This window comes from Bradyrhizobium sp. USDA 326, from assembly GCF_049739485.1.
Classification (GTDB): domain Bacteria; phylum Pseudomonadota; class Alphaproteobacteria; order Rhizobiales; family Xanthobacteraceae; genus Bradyrhizobium.
Genome location: NZ_JBMGQA010000001.1, coordinates 4,562,427 through 4,577,870, shown reverse-complemented (window position 1 = coordinate 4,577,870; position 15,444 = coordinate 4,562,427). Strand labels below are relative to the sequence as shown.

Here is a 15,444-nt window from a genome sequence, read left to right as displayed (position 1 = left end):
CCATGCATATCGTCCGTATCGGCGCTGAGGCCGCCGAATTGCGGCCCGCCGAAGAGATCGGCGCCAAGGCCGCCAATCTCGCCCGCATGGCGGCGCTGGGCCTGCCGGTGCCGCCTGCCTTCGTGCTCCCGGTCAAGCTCTGCGCCGACATCATTGCCGGCCAGGCGCAGGCCACGCGGCACCTGCGCGATGGCCTGAAGGAGGGAATCTCGTTCCTGGAGGGCGCCACTGGAAAGCGCTTCGGGGATCGCCGGCAGCCGCTCCTGGTGTCGGTGCGCTCGGGAGCGGCGCGATCGATGCCGGGCATGCTCGACACCGTTCTCAACGTCGGCTGCACGCTAGACGCCGTGCATGGCCTGATCCGTGCGACCGGCCGGCCGCGGCTCGCCTGGGATTGCCGCCGCCGTTTCCTGGAGAGCTTTGGCGAGACCGTGCTCGAGCTCGACCCGACCGCCTTTGCCGCGTGCATCTCGGAGCTCGTCGCAGCCGAAGACGCCGGCAGTGACCGTGAGCTCGACAGTGAAGCGCTCGAGCGGCTCGCCGGCCGCGAGCAGGCGCTGATCGAGAATCGCGCCGATGCCCCGCTGGAGGACGCGTTCGCGCAGCTGGAGGCGGCGGCCCAAGCGGTCTATCGTTCCTGGACGAGCGAGCGTGCGCTGACCTATCGAAGCCTCCAGCACCTCGAAGCGCTCGAGGGTACCGCCGTGACCGTGCAGGCGATGGTCTTCGGCAATGGCGGTCTTGCCTCCGGCGCGGGCGTGGCATTCTCGCGCGATCCATCGACGGGCGCGCGGCGCCCGATGATCGACCTCGTACTCGATGCGCAGGGTGAAGACGTGGTTTCCGGACGACGCACACCTGATACGGCCGAGGCGATCGCCCGCGAGCTGCCGAAGCTCGAAGCCGAACTCGGCGATGTCCTGAGGCGGCTCGAGCACGCGTTCGCCGACGTCCAGGACGTCGAGTTCACGGTCGAGAACGGCAGGCTCTGGATCCTCCAGACCCGCACAGCCAAGCGCACGCCGCGGGCCGCCGCCAGGATCGCGATCGACCTCGTGCATGAAGGCCTGATCTCGAAGGAAGAGGCCTTGGAGCGGATTGCGGAGATCGACCTCGCCTCGCTTACCGAAACAAGGCTGGTTTCCTCCGGCAAGCCCGCGACGACCGGCATCGGCGCCGCCGGCGGCATCGGGATCGGACGGGCGGCGTTCTCGTCCGAAAGCGCCCAGCGCCTCTCGGCGGCGGGCGAGCCGGTCATCCTGCTGCGTCCCGATACAAGCACCGCCGACGTCGCGGGCTTCGCGCTGGCCGCGGGTATCGTCACATCGGTCGGTGCGCGCACCTCGCATGCGGCCTTGGTGGCGCGGCAAATGGGCAAGCCCTGCGTGGTCGGCTGCCGTGAGTTGAAGATCGATCTCGTTACGAAGCGCGCCCAGCTCGGCCAAGTCAGCTTTGCCGAAGGCGAGTGGATGACGATCGAGGGCGACGCCGGAGAGCTCTATCTCGGACGCTGCGAGACGATCCGGACACGGCCCGAAGCCGAGCTTGCCGAGATCGCCACGTGGCAGGCGCAATCCAGCCAACATGCTCGGCGCGCCGCCGCGCCTCAGTGAGTACCCGTCAGGATCTGGAAAACCCCCATCGCGACCTCGATCAGGATCAGCACCACGACGGCAATCTCCAGGCGGAGCGAGCGCTGGGTGTCGATGATGTCGGTCAGCGCGTTGGCGGTCTCCGATATCGCGGCAAGCTTGCGCTCGAGCGTGTCGAGGCGCTCCTTCAGCTCGTACTCGTCCTCCAGGCGCGAATAGAGCCGATCGAGCTCGGGCTTCTCCCAGAGCACGTCGGGCTTCTCGGCGATGGCGACCCGGCCGGCGACCCGCTGCTGCACCAGCAGCGCGTTGCCGATCAATTGCAGGATGCCTTTGCGCCGTTGCGGCGTGCGGCCGTGTTCGGCGAGCTCCCGTGCAAACGGCTCGATCACATCGAAGACCGCGGCGACGCGGCGCTCGTCGCGCGCCAGCGAAGTGCTCTTGGCCAGCGCATCCGCAACCAGCAGCAGCCGGTCGTCGGAGAATTTGGCGAGGCAGATCGGCCCGCCCGGCTGGATCGTCTCGGCGGCTTCTTCGTTGCAGAGCTGCGCCTGCGCGATCTCCTCCTCGTACGGGCTGAGTTCTCCGGTCACGCGTGACTTCAGATTGTCGATAAGGACCTTCTCCTCGGACGGAAGCAGCCCGATCAGCACGACGACGCCGTGGCGAAAGATCACGGCAAGACCGGCATGAACGCGGAAGGCGGCCGGCGTCGAGGACACCAGCGTGCCGATCTCCAGGCTGGAAGCATTAATGCGGTCGCCCAGCATCAGCGCCCGGATCCGCAAGGTCGGCGCAGTCCCCTGCTTCGGCGACGCTGGCACCGCGCCGACGGCGAGTTGATCGGCGTTCATGTGAGGCCACTCCCGGGACCAAGATCACACATCTTCGTTGACCTATGTTGCAAGCTGCATCCTCGTCTGAGAGGGACCGACTGCCCGTTGCGCAGCGAAATGTCCAAGAAGCTTCGAGTTATTACCGCCGGGATGAGCTTGTGCCGAAACATTCGGCAATATTTCCAGCCCGCACACGACACATTTGGCTGCAATGACTGGCTGCGGTTTACCATCGCATGCCGAAGCGCCGCCGGAAAGTTGCACTCGGCAACGCTACGGGTTTATGACAACATCATATAAAACTACGCTTCTCCCGAAGTGCAGACACTGAAGCCTCAATCATGCTGAGCGTCATCATTCCGACCGAAGGTGTCGAACAGACGGCGGTCGCAACCCTCGCTTCGCTGGTCCCCGGCGCCGCTGCCGGCGTCGTTCGGGAGGTGCTTCTGGTCGACCGCACGCGCAACGGCGTCATCGAGCGCGTTGCCGACGTCGCAGGCTGCCGTTTCATCGCGTTCGAGGGATCCTCGCAGGGCGCTGCACTCGCCGCCGGCGCGCTCCAGGCCCGATCGCCCTGGCTCATGTTCCTGCCCGCAGGCGCCGTACTGGAAACCGGGTGGATCGAGGAAACCACCCAGTTCATCCAGGCCGTCGCCAGCAGCGGCCGGGATCGCGCGGCGGTGTTCCGCTATGCGCGCTCGCCTTACGTAAATACCGCATTCCGCGACGTCGCCTGGGCCGTGGCGCGCAGGCTCGTGGGTCCGCTTAGCGATCAGGGGCTATTGATTGCGCGTGATCATTACGACCGGATCGGCGGCTACCCGCCCGAGGCCCGCCATTCCGAGGCGCAGCTGCTCCGGCGGCTCGGCCGGTCGTCCCGGACCATGCTGCGCAGCCGGATCGTCATGGTCGGCTGAAGCGCCGAGATACTTGCCAACGTCAAACAATTAATTGACAATGGCAAATATCGAGGTGATCCCATGCTATCGAAAGCTTCGTTGTCAAGCGCCGTGGCCGAACAGGCCGACGACCACGTCGCAGCGGTTCGCTCCTTCAACCGCTTCTACACCCGCAAGCTCGGTGTGCTCGACCAGCACCTCGGCAAGAGTCCGTTCTCGCTCAGCGAGGCGCGGGTGCTCTACGAGCTCGCCCATCGCGACGAACTGGCGGCAAAGGAGATCGGAAACGAGCTTGGTCTCGACCCCAGCTATCTCAGCCGCATCATCCAGAGCTTCGACGAAAAGGGGCTGATCACGCGAAAGCTCCAGCCCGCAGATCGCCGGCAATACCAGCTCAGCCTCACCGCCAAGGGCCGCCAGGCCTTCGCCAAGCTGAACCTGAGCTCGCAAAACGAGGTCGCCGCAATGCTAGCTCGGCTTTCGCCCGGCGATGCGACGCGGCTCACGCAGGCCATGGCGACCATCGAGGCCGTGCTGGAGCAACGCCGAAGCCCGCCTGCTTCTTTCATGCTGCGCAGCCATCGCGTCGGCGACATGGGCTGGGTCGTCTCCCGGCAGGCTGCCGCCTACGCCGCGGACTACAATTGGGACATCAGCTACGAGGCGCTGGTTGCCGAGATTTGCGCGCAGTTCATCAGGAACTACGACGCCACGCGCGAGCACTGCTGGATCGCGGAGGTCGGCGGCGAGCCGGTCGGCTCGGTGTTCCTGGTCAAGGCCACGGACGAGATCGCAAAACTCCGCCTGTTGCAGGTGGAGAAGAAAGCACGGGGCCTCGGCGTCGGCCGCGCACTGGTCGAGCAGTGCATCCAGGGCGCCCGCGAGCGCGGCTACAGCAAGATGACGCTGTGGACGCAGAGCATCCTGGTCGCCGCACGCGGGATCTATCAAAGCGCAGGTTTCAAGCTCGTGAAGGAAGAGAAGCATCACAGCTTCGGTGCCGATCTGGTCGGCGAGACGTGGGAGCTGGATCTCTGATCTCGCAGCGAGCGAGATGCGCGTTGCTGCGCCCTCTCCCCTTGCTGGAGAGGCACGTCAACTCGCAAACGGAAGCTCGCTTGGGTGAGGGGTATGTCTCCACAAGCATTGGTGCGCGCAGAGAGAACCCCTCATCCGGCGCTTCGCGCCACCTTCTCCCACAGGAGCCACAAGGGGAGAAGGGAAGAAAAGCAAGAACTCACACCGTCGCGCCTTGCGCCTTCGGCCTTCGCAAATGCTCGTCCAGCCGCGGCATGATCTCGACGAAATTGCAGGGGCGCGTGCGGTAGTCGAGCTGGGCTGCGAGGATGCCGTCCCAGCCATCGCAGCAGGCGCCCGGCGACCCAGGGAGACAGAAGATGTAGGTCGCGCCCGCGACGCCCGCAGTGGCGCGGCTCTGGATCGTCGACGTGCCGATCTTGGCGTGGCTCAGCATGTGGAACGCGATCGAGAAACCGTCCATGCGCTTCTCGAACAGCGGCTCGATCGCCTCCGGCGTGACGTCACGCCCGGTGAAGCCGGTGCCGCCAGTGGTGATGACGACGTCGACACCGCTATCCGCAATCCAGCGGCGGATGACGGCGCGGATCGCCTCGACATCGTCGGTGACGATCTCGCGCGCGGCGAGATGATGACCAGCAGCAGTGAGCCGATCAACCAACGTCTGGCCGGACTTGTCATCCGCAAGCGCGCGCGTGTCGGACACGGTGAGCACCGCGATGTTGAGCGGAATGAACTGCTTGGTTTCGTCGATGGAAGCCATGGTGCGTCTCTCGTGTCCCGGACAAGGTGCGGCGCATCGGCGCCGCACCGCAGAGCCGGGCCCCATCTTGGAGACTTGGGAGACCGGCATTATGGGCCCCGGCTCTGCAGCGCATCGCTTGAGAAGCGCTGGGCAGCGTCCGGGGCACAGCAGTCGCTACAACGCTCCCGCGCCGAACGTGTTGCAAGCCTGGACCGTGCCCTGCTGGTAGCCGGTCATGAACCACTGCTTGCGCTGCGCCGCCGAGCCGTGGGTGAAGGAGTCAGGCACGACCCGGCCCGTGGCCTGGCGCTGCAGGGTATCGTCGCCGATCGCACTCGCCGTGGTCAGCGCGGCGTCGATGTCGCCGGGCTCCAGGAAGTTCGGACGCTTCTTCGCCTCGCGGTTGACCCAGACGCCGGACAGGCAGTCGGCCTGCAGTTCGACCTTCACCTGGAGCGCATTCGCCTCGGCCTTCGAGCCGACCTGCTGCTGCAGCCGCGTCACGCGCGGAATGATGCCGAGCAGGTTCTGGATGTGATGGCCGGCCTCATGCGCAATGATGTAGGCGGTGGTGAAACTGCACGCCGACTTGCCGGAGCAGCCGCGAAAGCGCGTCTCGACCTCGCGGAAGAAGCTGGTGTCGAGATAGATGGTGCGGTCGGGCGGACAATAGAACGGCCCCATCGCCGACTGCGCCATGCCGCAGCGGCCGCCATTGGTGGCGTTGCGGAACAGCACGATCTTCGGACCGGTGTAGGACTGGCCGCTGGCCTGGAAGATCTCGCTCCAGCGATCGTCGATCTCGCCGAGGATGCCGGAGATCATGCTGCCCATCTCGTCGGTCGGGGCGCCGCGCTTGCCCGAGGAGGCCTGGCGATCGGTCTGGTAGGTTGGCGCATGGCCGCCGCCGGTCAGAATCTCGGCGCCGCCGATCAGGATGCGTGGATCGATGCCGAAGGCGTAGCCGACCAGGCCGAGCACGATGATGGTGCCGATGCCGAGCCCGCCACCCCCCATCGGCAGACCGAACCCGCCTCCTCCGCCGCCAAAGCCACCACCTTCCTCGCGACGATCCTCGATGTCGTCGCTCCGGCGGAAGTCATCGTAACGCATGGCGGCCTTTCCTTTTGGGGTCCCTGATTCAGTTTCGACGGCGCGAGACAGCGCCAAGGTTCAACGCGCCACACACGTAAAATTTCCGTTGCTCTTATCAATATCGTGGCCGGCAAAAATTGCCTAGTGCGACAGCGTGTCGATGCCAGCAATTTTTTCCGAGGGTCGAGCAATTTTTTCCGAGAGAAATTTGCAGCCTTTTTGCCGCCACGATTGATCCGGCAGCGCGAGCAAAACGCGAAATACACTGTAAAATACGGCGAATGCGCACAGCAACGTGCGCACGAACGGCAAAGCGAGGGCTGCTTACGAAAGCGGCGAGTTAAGTCGTTTTTTACTTTGCCCCTTCAATGTAACGGCCAGTCGGTTGTTTGGTCCCGCGTCGCCGACAGCGTCGCCTGAGTCAGAGTTCTTGAGTCATGGTAGAGTCGCGTCGCGGGGCGTCTGCAAGGGCGCCCCGCACAAATTTTGAGTCTCCTTCGCATCGCATCATTCTCGGCGACTGCGTCGCCGAGATGTCGAAGCTTCAGGCTGGTTCGGTCGACCTGGTGTTCGCCGACCCGCCCTACAATCTCCAGCTCAAGGGCGATCTCAAGCGCCCCGACGAATCCCATGTCGATGCCGTCAACGACGACTGGGACAAGTTCGATTCGTTCTCCGCCTATGACGATTTCACCCGCGCCTGGCTGCTTGCCGCCCGCCGTGCGATGAAGCCGTCGGCGACGATCTGGGTGATCGGCTCCTATCACAACATCTTCCGCGTCGGCGCGATCATGCAGGACCTCGGCTTCTGGCTCCTGAACGACATCGTCTGGCGCAAGACCAACCCGATGCCGAATTTCCGCGGCCGCCGCTTCACCAACGCGCACGAAACCATGATCTGGGCCGCGCGCGACGAGAAGGCCAAGGGCTACACGTTCAATTACGAGGCGCTGAAGGCCGCCAATGAGGACGTGCAGGCGCGGTCCGACTGGCTGATCCCGCTCTGCACCGGCGAAGAGCGCCTCAAGGGCGCCGATGGCAAGAAGGTGCATCCGACGCAGAAGCCCGAAGGCCTGCTCGCGCGCGTGCTGCTGTCGTCATCCAGGCCCGGCGATCTCGTGATCGATCCCTTCAACGGCACCGGCACCACCGGCGCGGTCGCAAAGCGCCTCGGCCGCTCCTATATCGGTTTCGAGCGCGACAAGACCTACGCCAAGGCGGCCGAGGCCCGCATCGCCGCCGTCGAGCCGCTGCCGGAAGAGAGCCTCGCCCCGTTCATGACCGCGCGCGAAGCGCCGCGCGTGGCGTTCGCCGAGCTGATCGAGCGCGGCATGATCATGCCCGGCACGAAGTTGTTCGACGCCAAGAAGAAGCTGGGCGCGCTGGTCCGTGCCGACGGCGCCATCATGCTGGGCGACAAGGTCGGCTCGATCCACCGCATCGGCGCGGTGGCGCAAGGCGCGCAGGCCTGCAACGGCTGGACCTTCTGGCACGTCGAGACCAAGAAGGGTCTCAAGCTGATCGACGAACTGCGCGCCGAGATCCGTGCCGGCATGGCGGCCGAGTAGCCGTTGCCACGCGTCGTAGCCTCGCAAGGTGGGCAAAGGCGCTCTTGCGCCTTGCCCCCAATAGAAGCTTGAATGACGCCGCCGCTCGCGCATCGCCCGCCCCTGGACGACGCGCTTGGTTGAACCCGGCCGCCAGCCGGACTAGGATCAGCGCATTGTCCTGACCTGGCCAGCTCCCATGCGACGCCACTCCGAGACATTGCTGCTGGTGCCGCTGCTGCCGATCTTCCTGGCCGGCATGTTTCCGATGTTCCTGATCGCGATGCTGGGATTTTTCGGCCTCGCACTGTTCGGCATGCTCGTGATCTGCGTCGGGCTCGCCAGCAGCAACGAGGCGCACGACAATTTCAACCACGACGTCATCGTCCACGGCTTCGCGCGCGGACCGGAACGCGCGGCGCGGGCCTCCGACATGCATCTGGCCGCACGGCTCGGGCTGCGGCTGGAGCCCGTGGGCGCGACCATGGTCATTACGGCGGCAATCGGCCTTTGTTACGCCGCTTGATCTGCGTAGCGCGCAGACACCGCCCGGCAAACTCGCCGGTTGCTCTCCCGCAACGGGTTCAGGCAAGACAAGGTCCGCCCAACCACGTCGCGTCCGCGCGCGCAACAGACACCGGGGAGATGCTCGATGCTCAAATTCTTTTTCAACGGATCGCCAAATCCGACCAAGGTTGCGCTGTTTCTGGAGGAGTCCGGGCTGGCCTTCGAGCCGGTCAAGATCGACACCCGCAAGGGCGAGCAATTCGCGCCTGAATTTCTGAAGGTCAATCCGAACGGCAAGGTTCCGGCCATCGACGACAACGGCACGATCGTGTTCGACTCGAACGCCATCCTGCTCTATCTCGCCGAGAAGACCGGCAAATTCCTGCCCTCGAACCGCGCCGAATTGCTGTCCTGGCTGATGTTCGTGGCGACCGGCGTCGGGCCATATTCGGGGCAGGCCGTCCACTTCAAGCATTTTGCGCCGAAGGACCAGAACCACGACTACGCCCATAATCGCTACCAGTACGAGACCGATCGCCACTACAGGATTCTCGACAGTCACCTTCAGGGCCGCCGCTACATGGTCGGTGACAGCTATTCGATCGTCGACATGGCACTGTGGGGCTGGGCTCGGATGGTGCCGTTCAAGCTCGGCGACGACGCTTTTGCGCGATACCCGAACGTGAAGCGGCTCGTCGACGAGATCTCGGCGCGGCCCGCGGCGGGGCGCGCCATCGCCTTGAAGGACAAGTTCACCTTCAAGGCCGAGATGGACGACGAAGCGCGCAGCAACATGTTCAAGCACATGAAGATCAACGCGGCCTGATCGCCATAGCAGTCATTCCGGGACGCCGCGGGGCGGCGAACTGTGGTGCGCAGTTGCGCACCTTGGAATCTCGAGATTCCGGGTCGGTGCTTCGCACCGCCCCGGAATGACCATGCAGCAGGATACGTCCGCTTTCGGTTAGGCGGCGTGGACCGAGCTCAGGAACTTGGCCACTTCGAGCTTGAGGCGGCTGCTATCGGCCGACAGCGAGCGCGCCGCCGAGAGCACCTGCGAGGAGGCCGATCCGGTCTCGGAGGCGCCGCGCTGCACGTCGCCGATGTTGGACGACACCAGCTGGGTGCCATGGGCCGCCTGCTGGACATTGCGGGATATCTCCTGCGTCGCCGCGCCCTGCTGCTCCACGGCGGCGGCGACCGTCGACGAAATCTCCGACAGCCGCTCGATGGTGCCGCTGATCTCCCTGATCGAGCCGACCGACTCCTCCGTCGCGGCCTGGATGCCGGAGACCTGCTGGGCGATCTCGCCGGTGGCCTTCGCAGTCTGCTCGGCGAGCGCCTTGACCTCGGAGGCGACCACCGCAAAGCCGCGGCCGGCATCGCCCGCACGCGCAGCCTCGATGGTGGCGTTGAGCGCCAGCAGGTTGGTCTGGCCGGCGATGGTGCTGATCAGTTCGACCACGTCACCGATCCGCGCGGCGGCCTTGGAGAGCGCGCCGACGCGCTCGTTGGTCCTGCTCGCCTGACCGACGGCTTCGGTGGCGATGCGAGCGGATTCCTGCACCTGGCGGGCAATCTCGGATACCGAGGAGGAGAGCTCCTCGGTCGCCGAGGCGACCGCCTGCACATTGGCCGAGGCCTCCTGCGAGGCGCTGGCGACCTCCGTCGAGAGGTCCTGGGCCCGCGCGGCGGTCGTGGTCAAAGTGCCCGCGGAGGCTTCGAGTTCGTTCGACGCCGACGACACCGTGTTGACGATCTCACCGACCGCCTGCTCGAACTGATCGGCAAGCTTGGCCATGTCGGCCTTGCGGCTCTCGGCCTGCCGCGCCTCGATCTCGGCCTGCTCGGCACGCATGCGTTCGGTCTCGATCATGCTGTCCTTGAACACCTGGATCGCCTTGGCCATGTCGCCGATCTCGTCGGCCCTGCCGCGGCCGGGAATCTCGACCTTGAGATTGCCGCCGGCAAGCCGCCCCATCGCACCTGTCATCGAGGTCAGGGGACCGACGATGCTGCGGGCGATCAGGAAGGCGACGATGCCGCCGAACAAGATGGCGAGGCCGCCGGCAATCTCCTGAACGGTCGTCGTTCCGGCGATCACGGCTTCAGCAGTGGTCCGCGATCGCTGGTAGTCCTGCTTCAGGGCCGTTTCCAAGGTCTTGAGCTTGCCGATGCTGTCGACGATGAGGGGCGCGAGATTCTTGTGGTAGATCTCGTCGGCCTGAAGCATCGCGGCGGACGTCGTCTCGAACGCCGATTTGTAGATTCCAAGCGAGGTCTTCACCGGCGCAAGCGTGGTTCGCAGCTCCGTTGCTTGCGGGCTCTTTTCGAGTGCCGCGAGCCGTTGCGCGGCCCTGTCGACGCTCGCCCTGAAGGTCGCAGGGCCCTGGGTATCGCGAAGGGCCAGAAAGCGCCAGTTTGCGATCCTCACGAGCAGGATTCGCGATTCGAGATCAGCGACGAGGGCCGCGGTATCTTCGTCGACGGCGGCGCGCGCCACGTCGACTAGCTTGCCCGTCTTGACGGCCAGATCCTCCCCGCTCGGCAGCAGCGTCGCCTTGCCCGTTCTCGCCTCGTTGACGGCGTCGCCGAGATTGTCACGCAGACGTCGCATTTGGGCGATGTCGTCGATGAGGCCGTTGTAGAGCGTTCTCCGCTCCTCCGAGAGCGTGCCCTTCGCCCCGACCTGCAACAGCCCGATCGCGGCAGTTTCCCGCTCCTGGGCCTCCTTCATCGCAGACTCGTTCGCATCGTAGACGTAGCGAAGATTGGCGCGCTGGATCGCCTGAAGATGGGTGGAAATCTCCAGCACCCGCGCCGTGCTGTCCGAGAGCGCGGATTGTCTTGCGACCTGATTCTGCACATCCCGCAAATTCCAGATGGCAACCACCGCCATCACGAGACCGACCGCCACAAGGGCCATGAAGCCTGCGTACAGGCGTCCCCTGATCCGCAAACGAAATTTCGGCATTCCCACTGTCCACCCAGATGCATTCCGCTTCGAGCGGCCAAACGATTCCGGCGATCGTCACCGGCCACCCCGGCAGCCGCGCGTCGCATCCTCGCGACCCACGCTGCACCGCGGTACAATGGAGGACACTCGTTAATTGAACCTTCAAATCTTTCGCGCGATTGAGATCGGCCGGCACGAAATCTGCTGTTTTTGTCGGCAGCTATGCAAAGTTCGCGCGCGAATGCGCAGCGTCATGCAGAGCGCTGCATGCGAACGCTCACGAGGCGCCGGCCTTCCGCAATTTGTCGAGTGCATGCTCGACCACTTCCAGCGTGTAGGGCTTCTGGACCACCGGCGCCGACGCCAATTGCTCGGGGATCGGCGCGCGCTCGCCATAGCCGGTCGCGAAGATGAAGGGCACCCCGATCTCCTTCAGCTTCTGTGCCACCTTGATGCTGCTCTCGCTGCCGAGGTTGAGATCGAGCAGGGCAAAGCTCGGTCGGGTGCGCTCGATCGAGCGCAGCGCCTGATCGACGGTGGCTGCGGTGTCGACGTGGCGGGCGCCGAGATCGAGCAGGATGACCTCCGCCGCCATCGCGATGATCAGATTGTCCTCGACGATCAGCACCGTGTCGGAAATCCTGGGTCGGGCGGACTGCTGCTCCTCGACGCGCATGGCGGCTCCTGCGATAGACGGGACCAATTCGACGAAATTGGGGGGAATCACGAACTTCGCCTGCACGCCCAGGAGATCGAAGCGGATCTCGGCATCGCCCTTGAGGTCGAACGGCACCGATCGCTCGATGATCGTCGTGCCGAAGCCGCGCCGCGACGGCGGCTGCACCGGCGGACCGCCACTCTCCTTCCACTCGATGACGAGACTAGAAGACGGATCGAGGCGCCAGACCACCTCGACACTGCCGGTGGAATCGGCAAGTGCGCCATACTTGGCGGAATTGGTCATCATCTCGTGCACGACCAGAGCCAGCGTGGCGAACGCCTTGGGATCCAGCGCGACGTCCGGACCGCCCATCTTCACCCGTCCCGCGCGCGCGCCGAGATAGGCGCCGGCCTCGGACTCGACCAAGGTGCGGAGCGCGACCGGGGCCCAGTTCAGGTTCGTGATCTGATCGTGGGCGCGCGCCAGAGCCTGGATGCGGCCGCCGAGAACGCCGGCGAACTCCTCGACGCTGGTCGCGGTCTCCTTGCTCTGCGCCACCAGGGCGCGCACGAGGCTCAGGATGTTGCGGACGCGGTGATTGAGCTCGGCGATCATCAGTTCCTGCCGCTCCTGCGCCCCGCGGCGCTCGCGCGCGGCGAGGTCGGACAGTTGCAGGATGACCTCCAGCAGCGTGACGCGCAGGCTCTCGGCGATGCGGATGTCGGCCGCCGACCACGGCTTCGACTGCCCCGCCACCGTCTCCTGCCAGAGCTCGAAGCTCTTGCGCGGCGTCAGGCGCGGCCCGTGCGGACCTTCGTCGTACACCTTGTTGGGATCGCCGGCCCATTTGACCGAGCGCGTCACCTCGCGCCGAAAGAAAATCAGGCAGTCGCGCGGAGTGCGCGAGATCGGGATGGCGAGAAAGCCCGCCGCGCGGTCACGGAAGGCCTGGCCGGCGGCATAGACCTTGGCGATCTCGGCGCTCGCGAAGATCCGCCCCGGCGAAGTCCGGTTGATGAAGCCGACAAGATCCTTCACCTCGTCTTCGGTCGGCGTCTCTCCATCGAGCGCGATCTTGTTGTCGGACCAGACCGCGACGCCGTCGCACTCGATCATCTTGCGGTAGTCACCGAGGAAATCGACGATCGCGCGGCGGCTGTGCTCGTGGGAAGCCGCCATCTCGATCAACCGCTCCTGGACCTGATGGGCGCGGGCCTCATAGGCCACATCGCCCTCGCGTTCGCGGCCTTCCACGATCCAGGAGAACATCTGCCCGAACAGCTCGGAGGCCGTACGCTTGTCGAACGAAATATACCGCGGCGAATAATGATGGCAGGCAAACAGGCCCCACAGCTTGCCATCGCGCAGGATCGACACCGACATGGAGGCGGCAACGCCCATGTTGCGCAGATATTCGATGTGGATCGGCGAGACCGAGCGCAGCACGCTCATCGAAAGATCGAGCAGCCCTGCGTTGTGCGTAGCCGTCGATACCAGCGCGGCCGGCCTTGCGTTGACGTCGGCGATGATGCGCAGCCAGTTGCGCTGATAGAGGGCCCGCGCCTGCCTTGGAATGTCCGATGCGGGATAACGCAGGCCGAGGAAGGATTCGAGCCGGGCCTCCGCGGTCTCGGCGATCACCTCGCCTGACCCGTCCGGATGAAACTGATAAACCATGACGCGGTCGAAACCGGTCAGCGCCTTGAGCTGGCGCGCCGCCTCCCGCGCCAGATCGGCCACGCCGCGCGTCTTGCGAATCCTTTCGAGCATCAGGCGCACGAGTTCGCCGGAATTGACGCCGGGCTCGTGGACGCTCGGCTCCGCCTCGATGATCAGATAGACACCGGAAAGATGAATGGAGAGGTCGAAGGGAGCCCTGCCCGGCTGCAGCTCCACGCCGAACAGCCGTTCGGTCGCGTCCGGACCGCCCAGATGATCGACACGGCTACGGATCGTTTCGACGGCCGCCTCAGAGACAACGCTCGACAGCGGCTGGTGGAGCAGCTCGGCGAAGTCAGCGCCGAGGAAGCTGCCGACATTGTCCGATGCCATGCAGATCGTGAAATCCGGGAGCACAGCGAGCAGGAAACCGAACGGCTGCACGCTGCCGGGAATGTGGATCGGCTCGCGATCGCAATTGGTGAGATCGACCGCCTCGTTCATGCGCGGTCCGCCGCCTGCTCGAATGCGGCAAAGGCGGCGCGCGCCGCCTGGATCACGTCATCCTCGTCACAAGCCCCATCGCCCTGAAGCTTCGACAGGAAGCTCTGCCAGAGCCGCTTGCCTGCACCATGGCTGAGATAGCTGGTGGCCGCACTGATACGAGGGTCGACCGCATCCGCGACCTGCTTCAGCAAATACCTGGCTCCGAGCCGCGAGCCCTCCAGCACGTACATCGTGCCGAGCACACCACCGGACGTCAGCGGCGGCACAAACACGATGGATTGCGCGGCGCTGCCGAGCCGTCGGAGGTCAGCTGTGATCGCGGCGCGACGCGACCGCTCCGGCCAGTCCGGAAACACCCGAGCGACGCCTGCCTGCTCGAGCGCGGCTTCGAGTGGAAGCAGCGCGCCGGCGCTGGCTTGAAGAAAGCGGCGATAGCCCGCAATGACGGTGAGATCGAACGATGAAAACTGTGCGTCGAGTTCCCGGTGCGCGTCCGCAGTCGCTTCTCTCAGTCGCTCGCGCAGTCCGGGGAAGCTGTGGTTGAGCTGTATCGAGACGTTAGAAACCCCAGCCAGCATGAAATTCCCAAGCGCGCTCGATGCCCGGGGGCGCAATTGCCCCGGGAAGCGAAGGAACGCCGGCGAAACCCGAAAGTTCCGCCGGCATTCATAAGCGGACGCCGGGCCGTGTCCCGCCACTCCTCATCTTCGCCGGCGGGGCTTGTGCAGCTCGCAGGCGATCTCCGACCGTGTCATGCCCAAGTCTCATCTCCGAGGCCAGAAGCTCCCGCTCGGTCATGGCAGCGAGTCGATCCCGGGCCCTGGACGTGTGCGCCTGATACGGACCATCTCGACCAGGGCCTTCCAGGGCCGCACAACCATCACCGGCTTTGCCCGGATGGGATTGGCAGCAGTTCAGTCCCGCTAGCTCGCAACCCTGACCGGAGCCTGCGGAAAAGGACCCAGCGCCTTCTCGGTCAGGACCGAGTCGCAGTATTCCCGGATCTCCTTGATCTTGCCGTCCTCGAGGCGGAACACGAGACAATAGTCATTGTCGTAACGGACCCCGTCTGGCGTGACGTTGTCGCCCCTGGCTTCCACCACGACGATGTCGCCCTCGGCAATGAAGCGGTGGGCGATTGTGCGCGTGCGATCGCGCAGGCGCGTGCGCACATAGCCGTGCAGATCGTTGAGGATCGCCTCCTTGCCCGAGAACGCGCGTGACCAGGAATATTGCCCGGTCACGACCCATTTGGCGTCGTCGGCAAGGCTGGCGGCAAACAAGGCTCGGTCCCGCGCGGCCGGATCGGTATGGGCCGCGGCGGCAAAGATATCCTGCATCAGTTTCTTGTTGGCGGCAGCGCTCATGGCGGCATCTCCTTGTGCTGAGAACAGGAGGATCT

13 protein-coding genes are annotated in these 15,444 nt (G+C 65.1%); 6 read left to right on the top strand and 7 right to left on the bottom strand.

Features of this window, described 5'->3' with window-relative positions:
• The first annotated feature begins 2 nt into the window (after positions 1-2).
• On the top strand, positions 3-1,613 hold the full coding sequence (locus ABIG06_RS21520) for a PEP/pyruvate-binding domain-containing protein (protein ID WP_124159798.1): 1,611 nt from the start codon (positions 3-5) through the stop codon (positions 1,611-1,613).
• Here ABIG06_RS21520 and ABIG06_RS21515 read toward each other — a convergent pair.
• Entirely contained in the window at positions 1,607-2,446 is an 840-nt protein-coding gene (locus tag ABIG06_RS21515; RefSeq protein WP_124159799.1) for an RMD1 family protein, read from the bottom strand. The genes ABIG06_RS21520 and ABIG06_RS21515 overlap by 7 nt on opposite strands.
• A gap of 323 nt (positions 2,447-2,769) precedes the next feature.
• On the opposite strand from ABIG06_RS21515, the gene ABIG06_RS21510 reads away from it, so the two are divergent.
• A complete protein-coding gene (locus ABIG06_RS21510) occupies positions 2,770-3,345 on the top strand; it encodes a glycosyl transferase (protein ID WP_370138543.1) in 576 nt (191 codons plus the stop codon).
• Between the two features lie 81 nt (positions 3,346-3,426).
• Complete coding sequence (locus tag ABIG06_RS21505) at positions 3,427-4,365, top strand: bifunctional helix-turn-helix transcriptional regulator/GNAT family N-acetyltransferase (RefSeq protein ID WP_424578387.1); 939 nt, start codon at positions 3,427-3,429, stop codon at positions 4,363-4,365.
• Positions 4,366-4,564: 199 nt separating this feature from the next.
• On the opposite strand, the gene moaB is transcribed toward ABIG06_RS21505, so the two are convergent.
• Positions 4,565-5,128 carry a molybdenum cofactor biosynthesis protein B gene (gene moaB / locus ABIG06_RS21500; RefSeq protein WP_370138541.1) on the bottom strand — a complete coding sequence of 188 codons (564 nt, stop codon included), beginning with the start codon at positions 5,126-5,128 and terminating at the stop codon, positions 4,565-4,567.
• Between the two features lie 156 nt (positions 5,129-5,284).
• Positions 5,285-6,223, bottom strand: coding sequence for a KPN_02809 family neutral zinc metallopeptidase (gene ypfJ / locus ABIG06_RS21495; protein WP_370138540.1), 939 nt, complete (start codon positions 6,221-6,223; stop codon positions 5,285-5,287).
• Positions 6,224-6,642: 419 nt separating this feature from the next.
• Between ypfJ and ABIG06_RS21490 the strand changes: the two genes are divergently transcribed.
• The 3 genes from ABIG06_RS21490 to ABIG06_RS21480 all read left to right on the top strand — a co-directional run bounded on the left by ABIG06_RS21490 (position 6,643) and on the right by ABIG06_RS21480 (position 9,085).
• Complete coding sequence (locus ABIG06_RS21490; protein WP_124163391.1) at positions 6,643-7,773, top strand: site-specific DNA-methyltransferase; 1,131 nt, start codon at positions 6,643-6,645, stop codon at positions 7,771-7,773.
• 178 nt (positions 7,774-7,951) lie between these two features.
• Positions 7,952-8,278 carry a hypothetical protein gene (locus ABIG06_RS21485; RefSeq protein WP_370138539.1) on the top strand — a complete coding sequence of 109 codons (327 nt, stop codon included), beginning with the start codon at positions 7,952-7,954 and terminating at the stop codon, positions 8,276-8,278.
• 126 nt (positions 8,279-8,404) lie between these two features.
• Positions 8,405-9,085: a glutathione S-transferase family protein gene (locus tag ABIG06_RS21480; protein ID WP_124163389.1), complete on the top strand. Its 681-nt coding sequence runs from the start codon at positions 8,405-8,407 to the stop codon at positions 9,083-9,085.
• Positions 9,086-9,223: 138 nt separating this feature from the next.
• Here ABIG06_RS21480 and ABIG06_RS21475 read toward each other — a convergent pair whose 3' ends face one another.
• From ABIG06_RS21475 to ABIG06_RS21460, 4 genes are all read right to left on the bottom strand, one after another.
• Positions 9,224-11,233, bottom strand: a complete 2,010-nt coding sequence (locus tag ABIG06_RS21475; RefSeq protein ID WP_370138538.1) for a methyl-accepting chemotaxis protein — start codon at positions 11,231-11,233, stop codon at positions 9,224-9,226.
• 259 nt (positions 11,234-11,492) lie between these two features.
• On the bottom strand, positions 11,493-14,039 hold the full coding sequence (locus ABIG06_RS21470) for an HWE histidine kinase domain-containing protein (protein ID WP_370138537.1): 2,547 nt from the start codon (positions 14,037-14,039) through the stop codon (positions 11,493-11,495).
• On the bottom strand, positions 14,036-14,620 hold the full coding sequence (locus tag ABIG06_RS21465; RefSeq protein ID WP_370138536.1) for a biliverdin-producing heme oxygenase: 585 nt from the start codon (positions 14,618-14,620) through the stop codon (positions 14,036-14,038). Before ABIG06_RS21465 ends, ABIG06_RS21470 begins: the two co-directional genes overlap by 4 nt.
• 345 nt (positions 14,621-14,965) lie before the next feature.
• On the bottom strand, positions 14,966-15,409 hold the full coding sequence (locus ABIG06_RS21460; RefSeq protein ID WP_124163385.1) for a nuclear transport factor 2 family protein: 444 nt from the start codon (positions 15,407-15,409) through the stop codon (positions 14,966-14,968).
• Positions 15,410-15,444 lie beyond the last annotated feature (35 nt).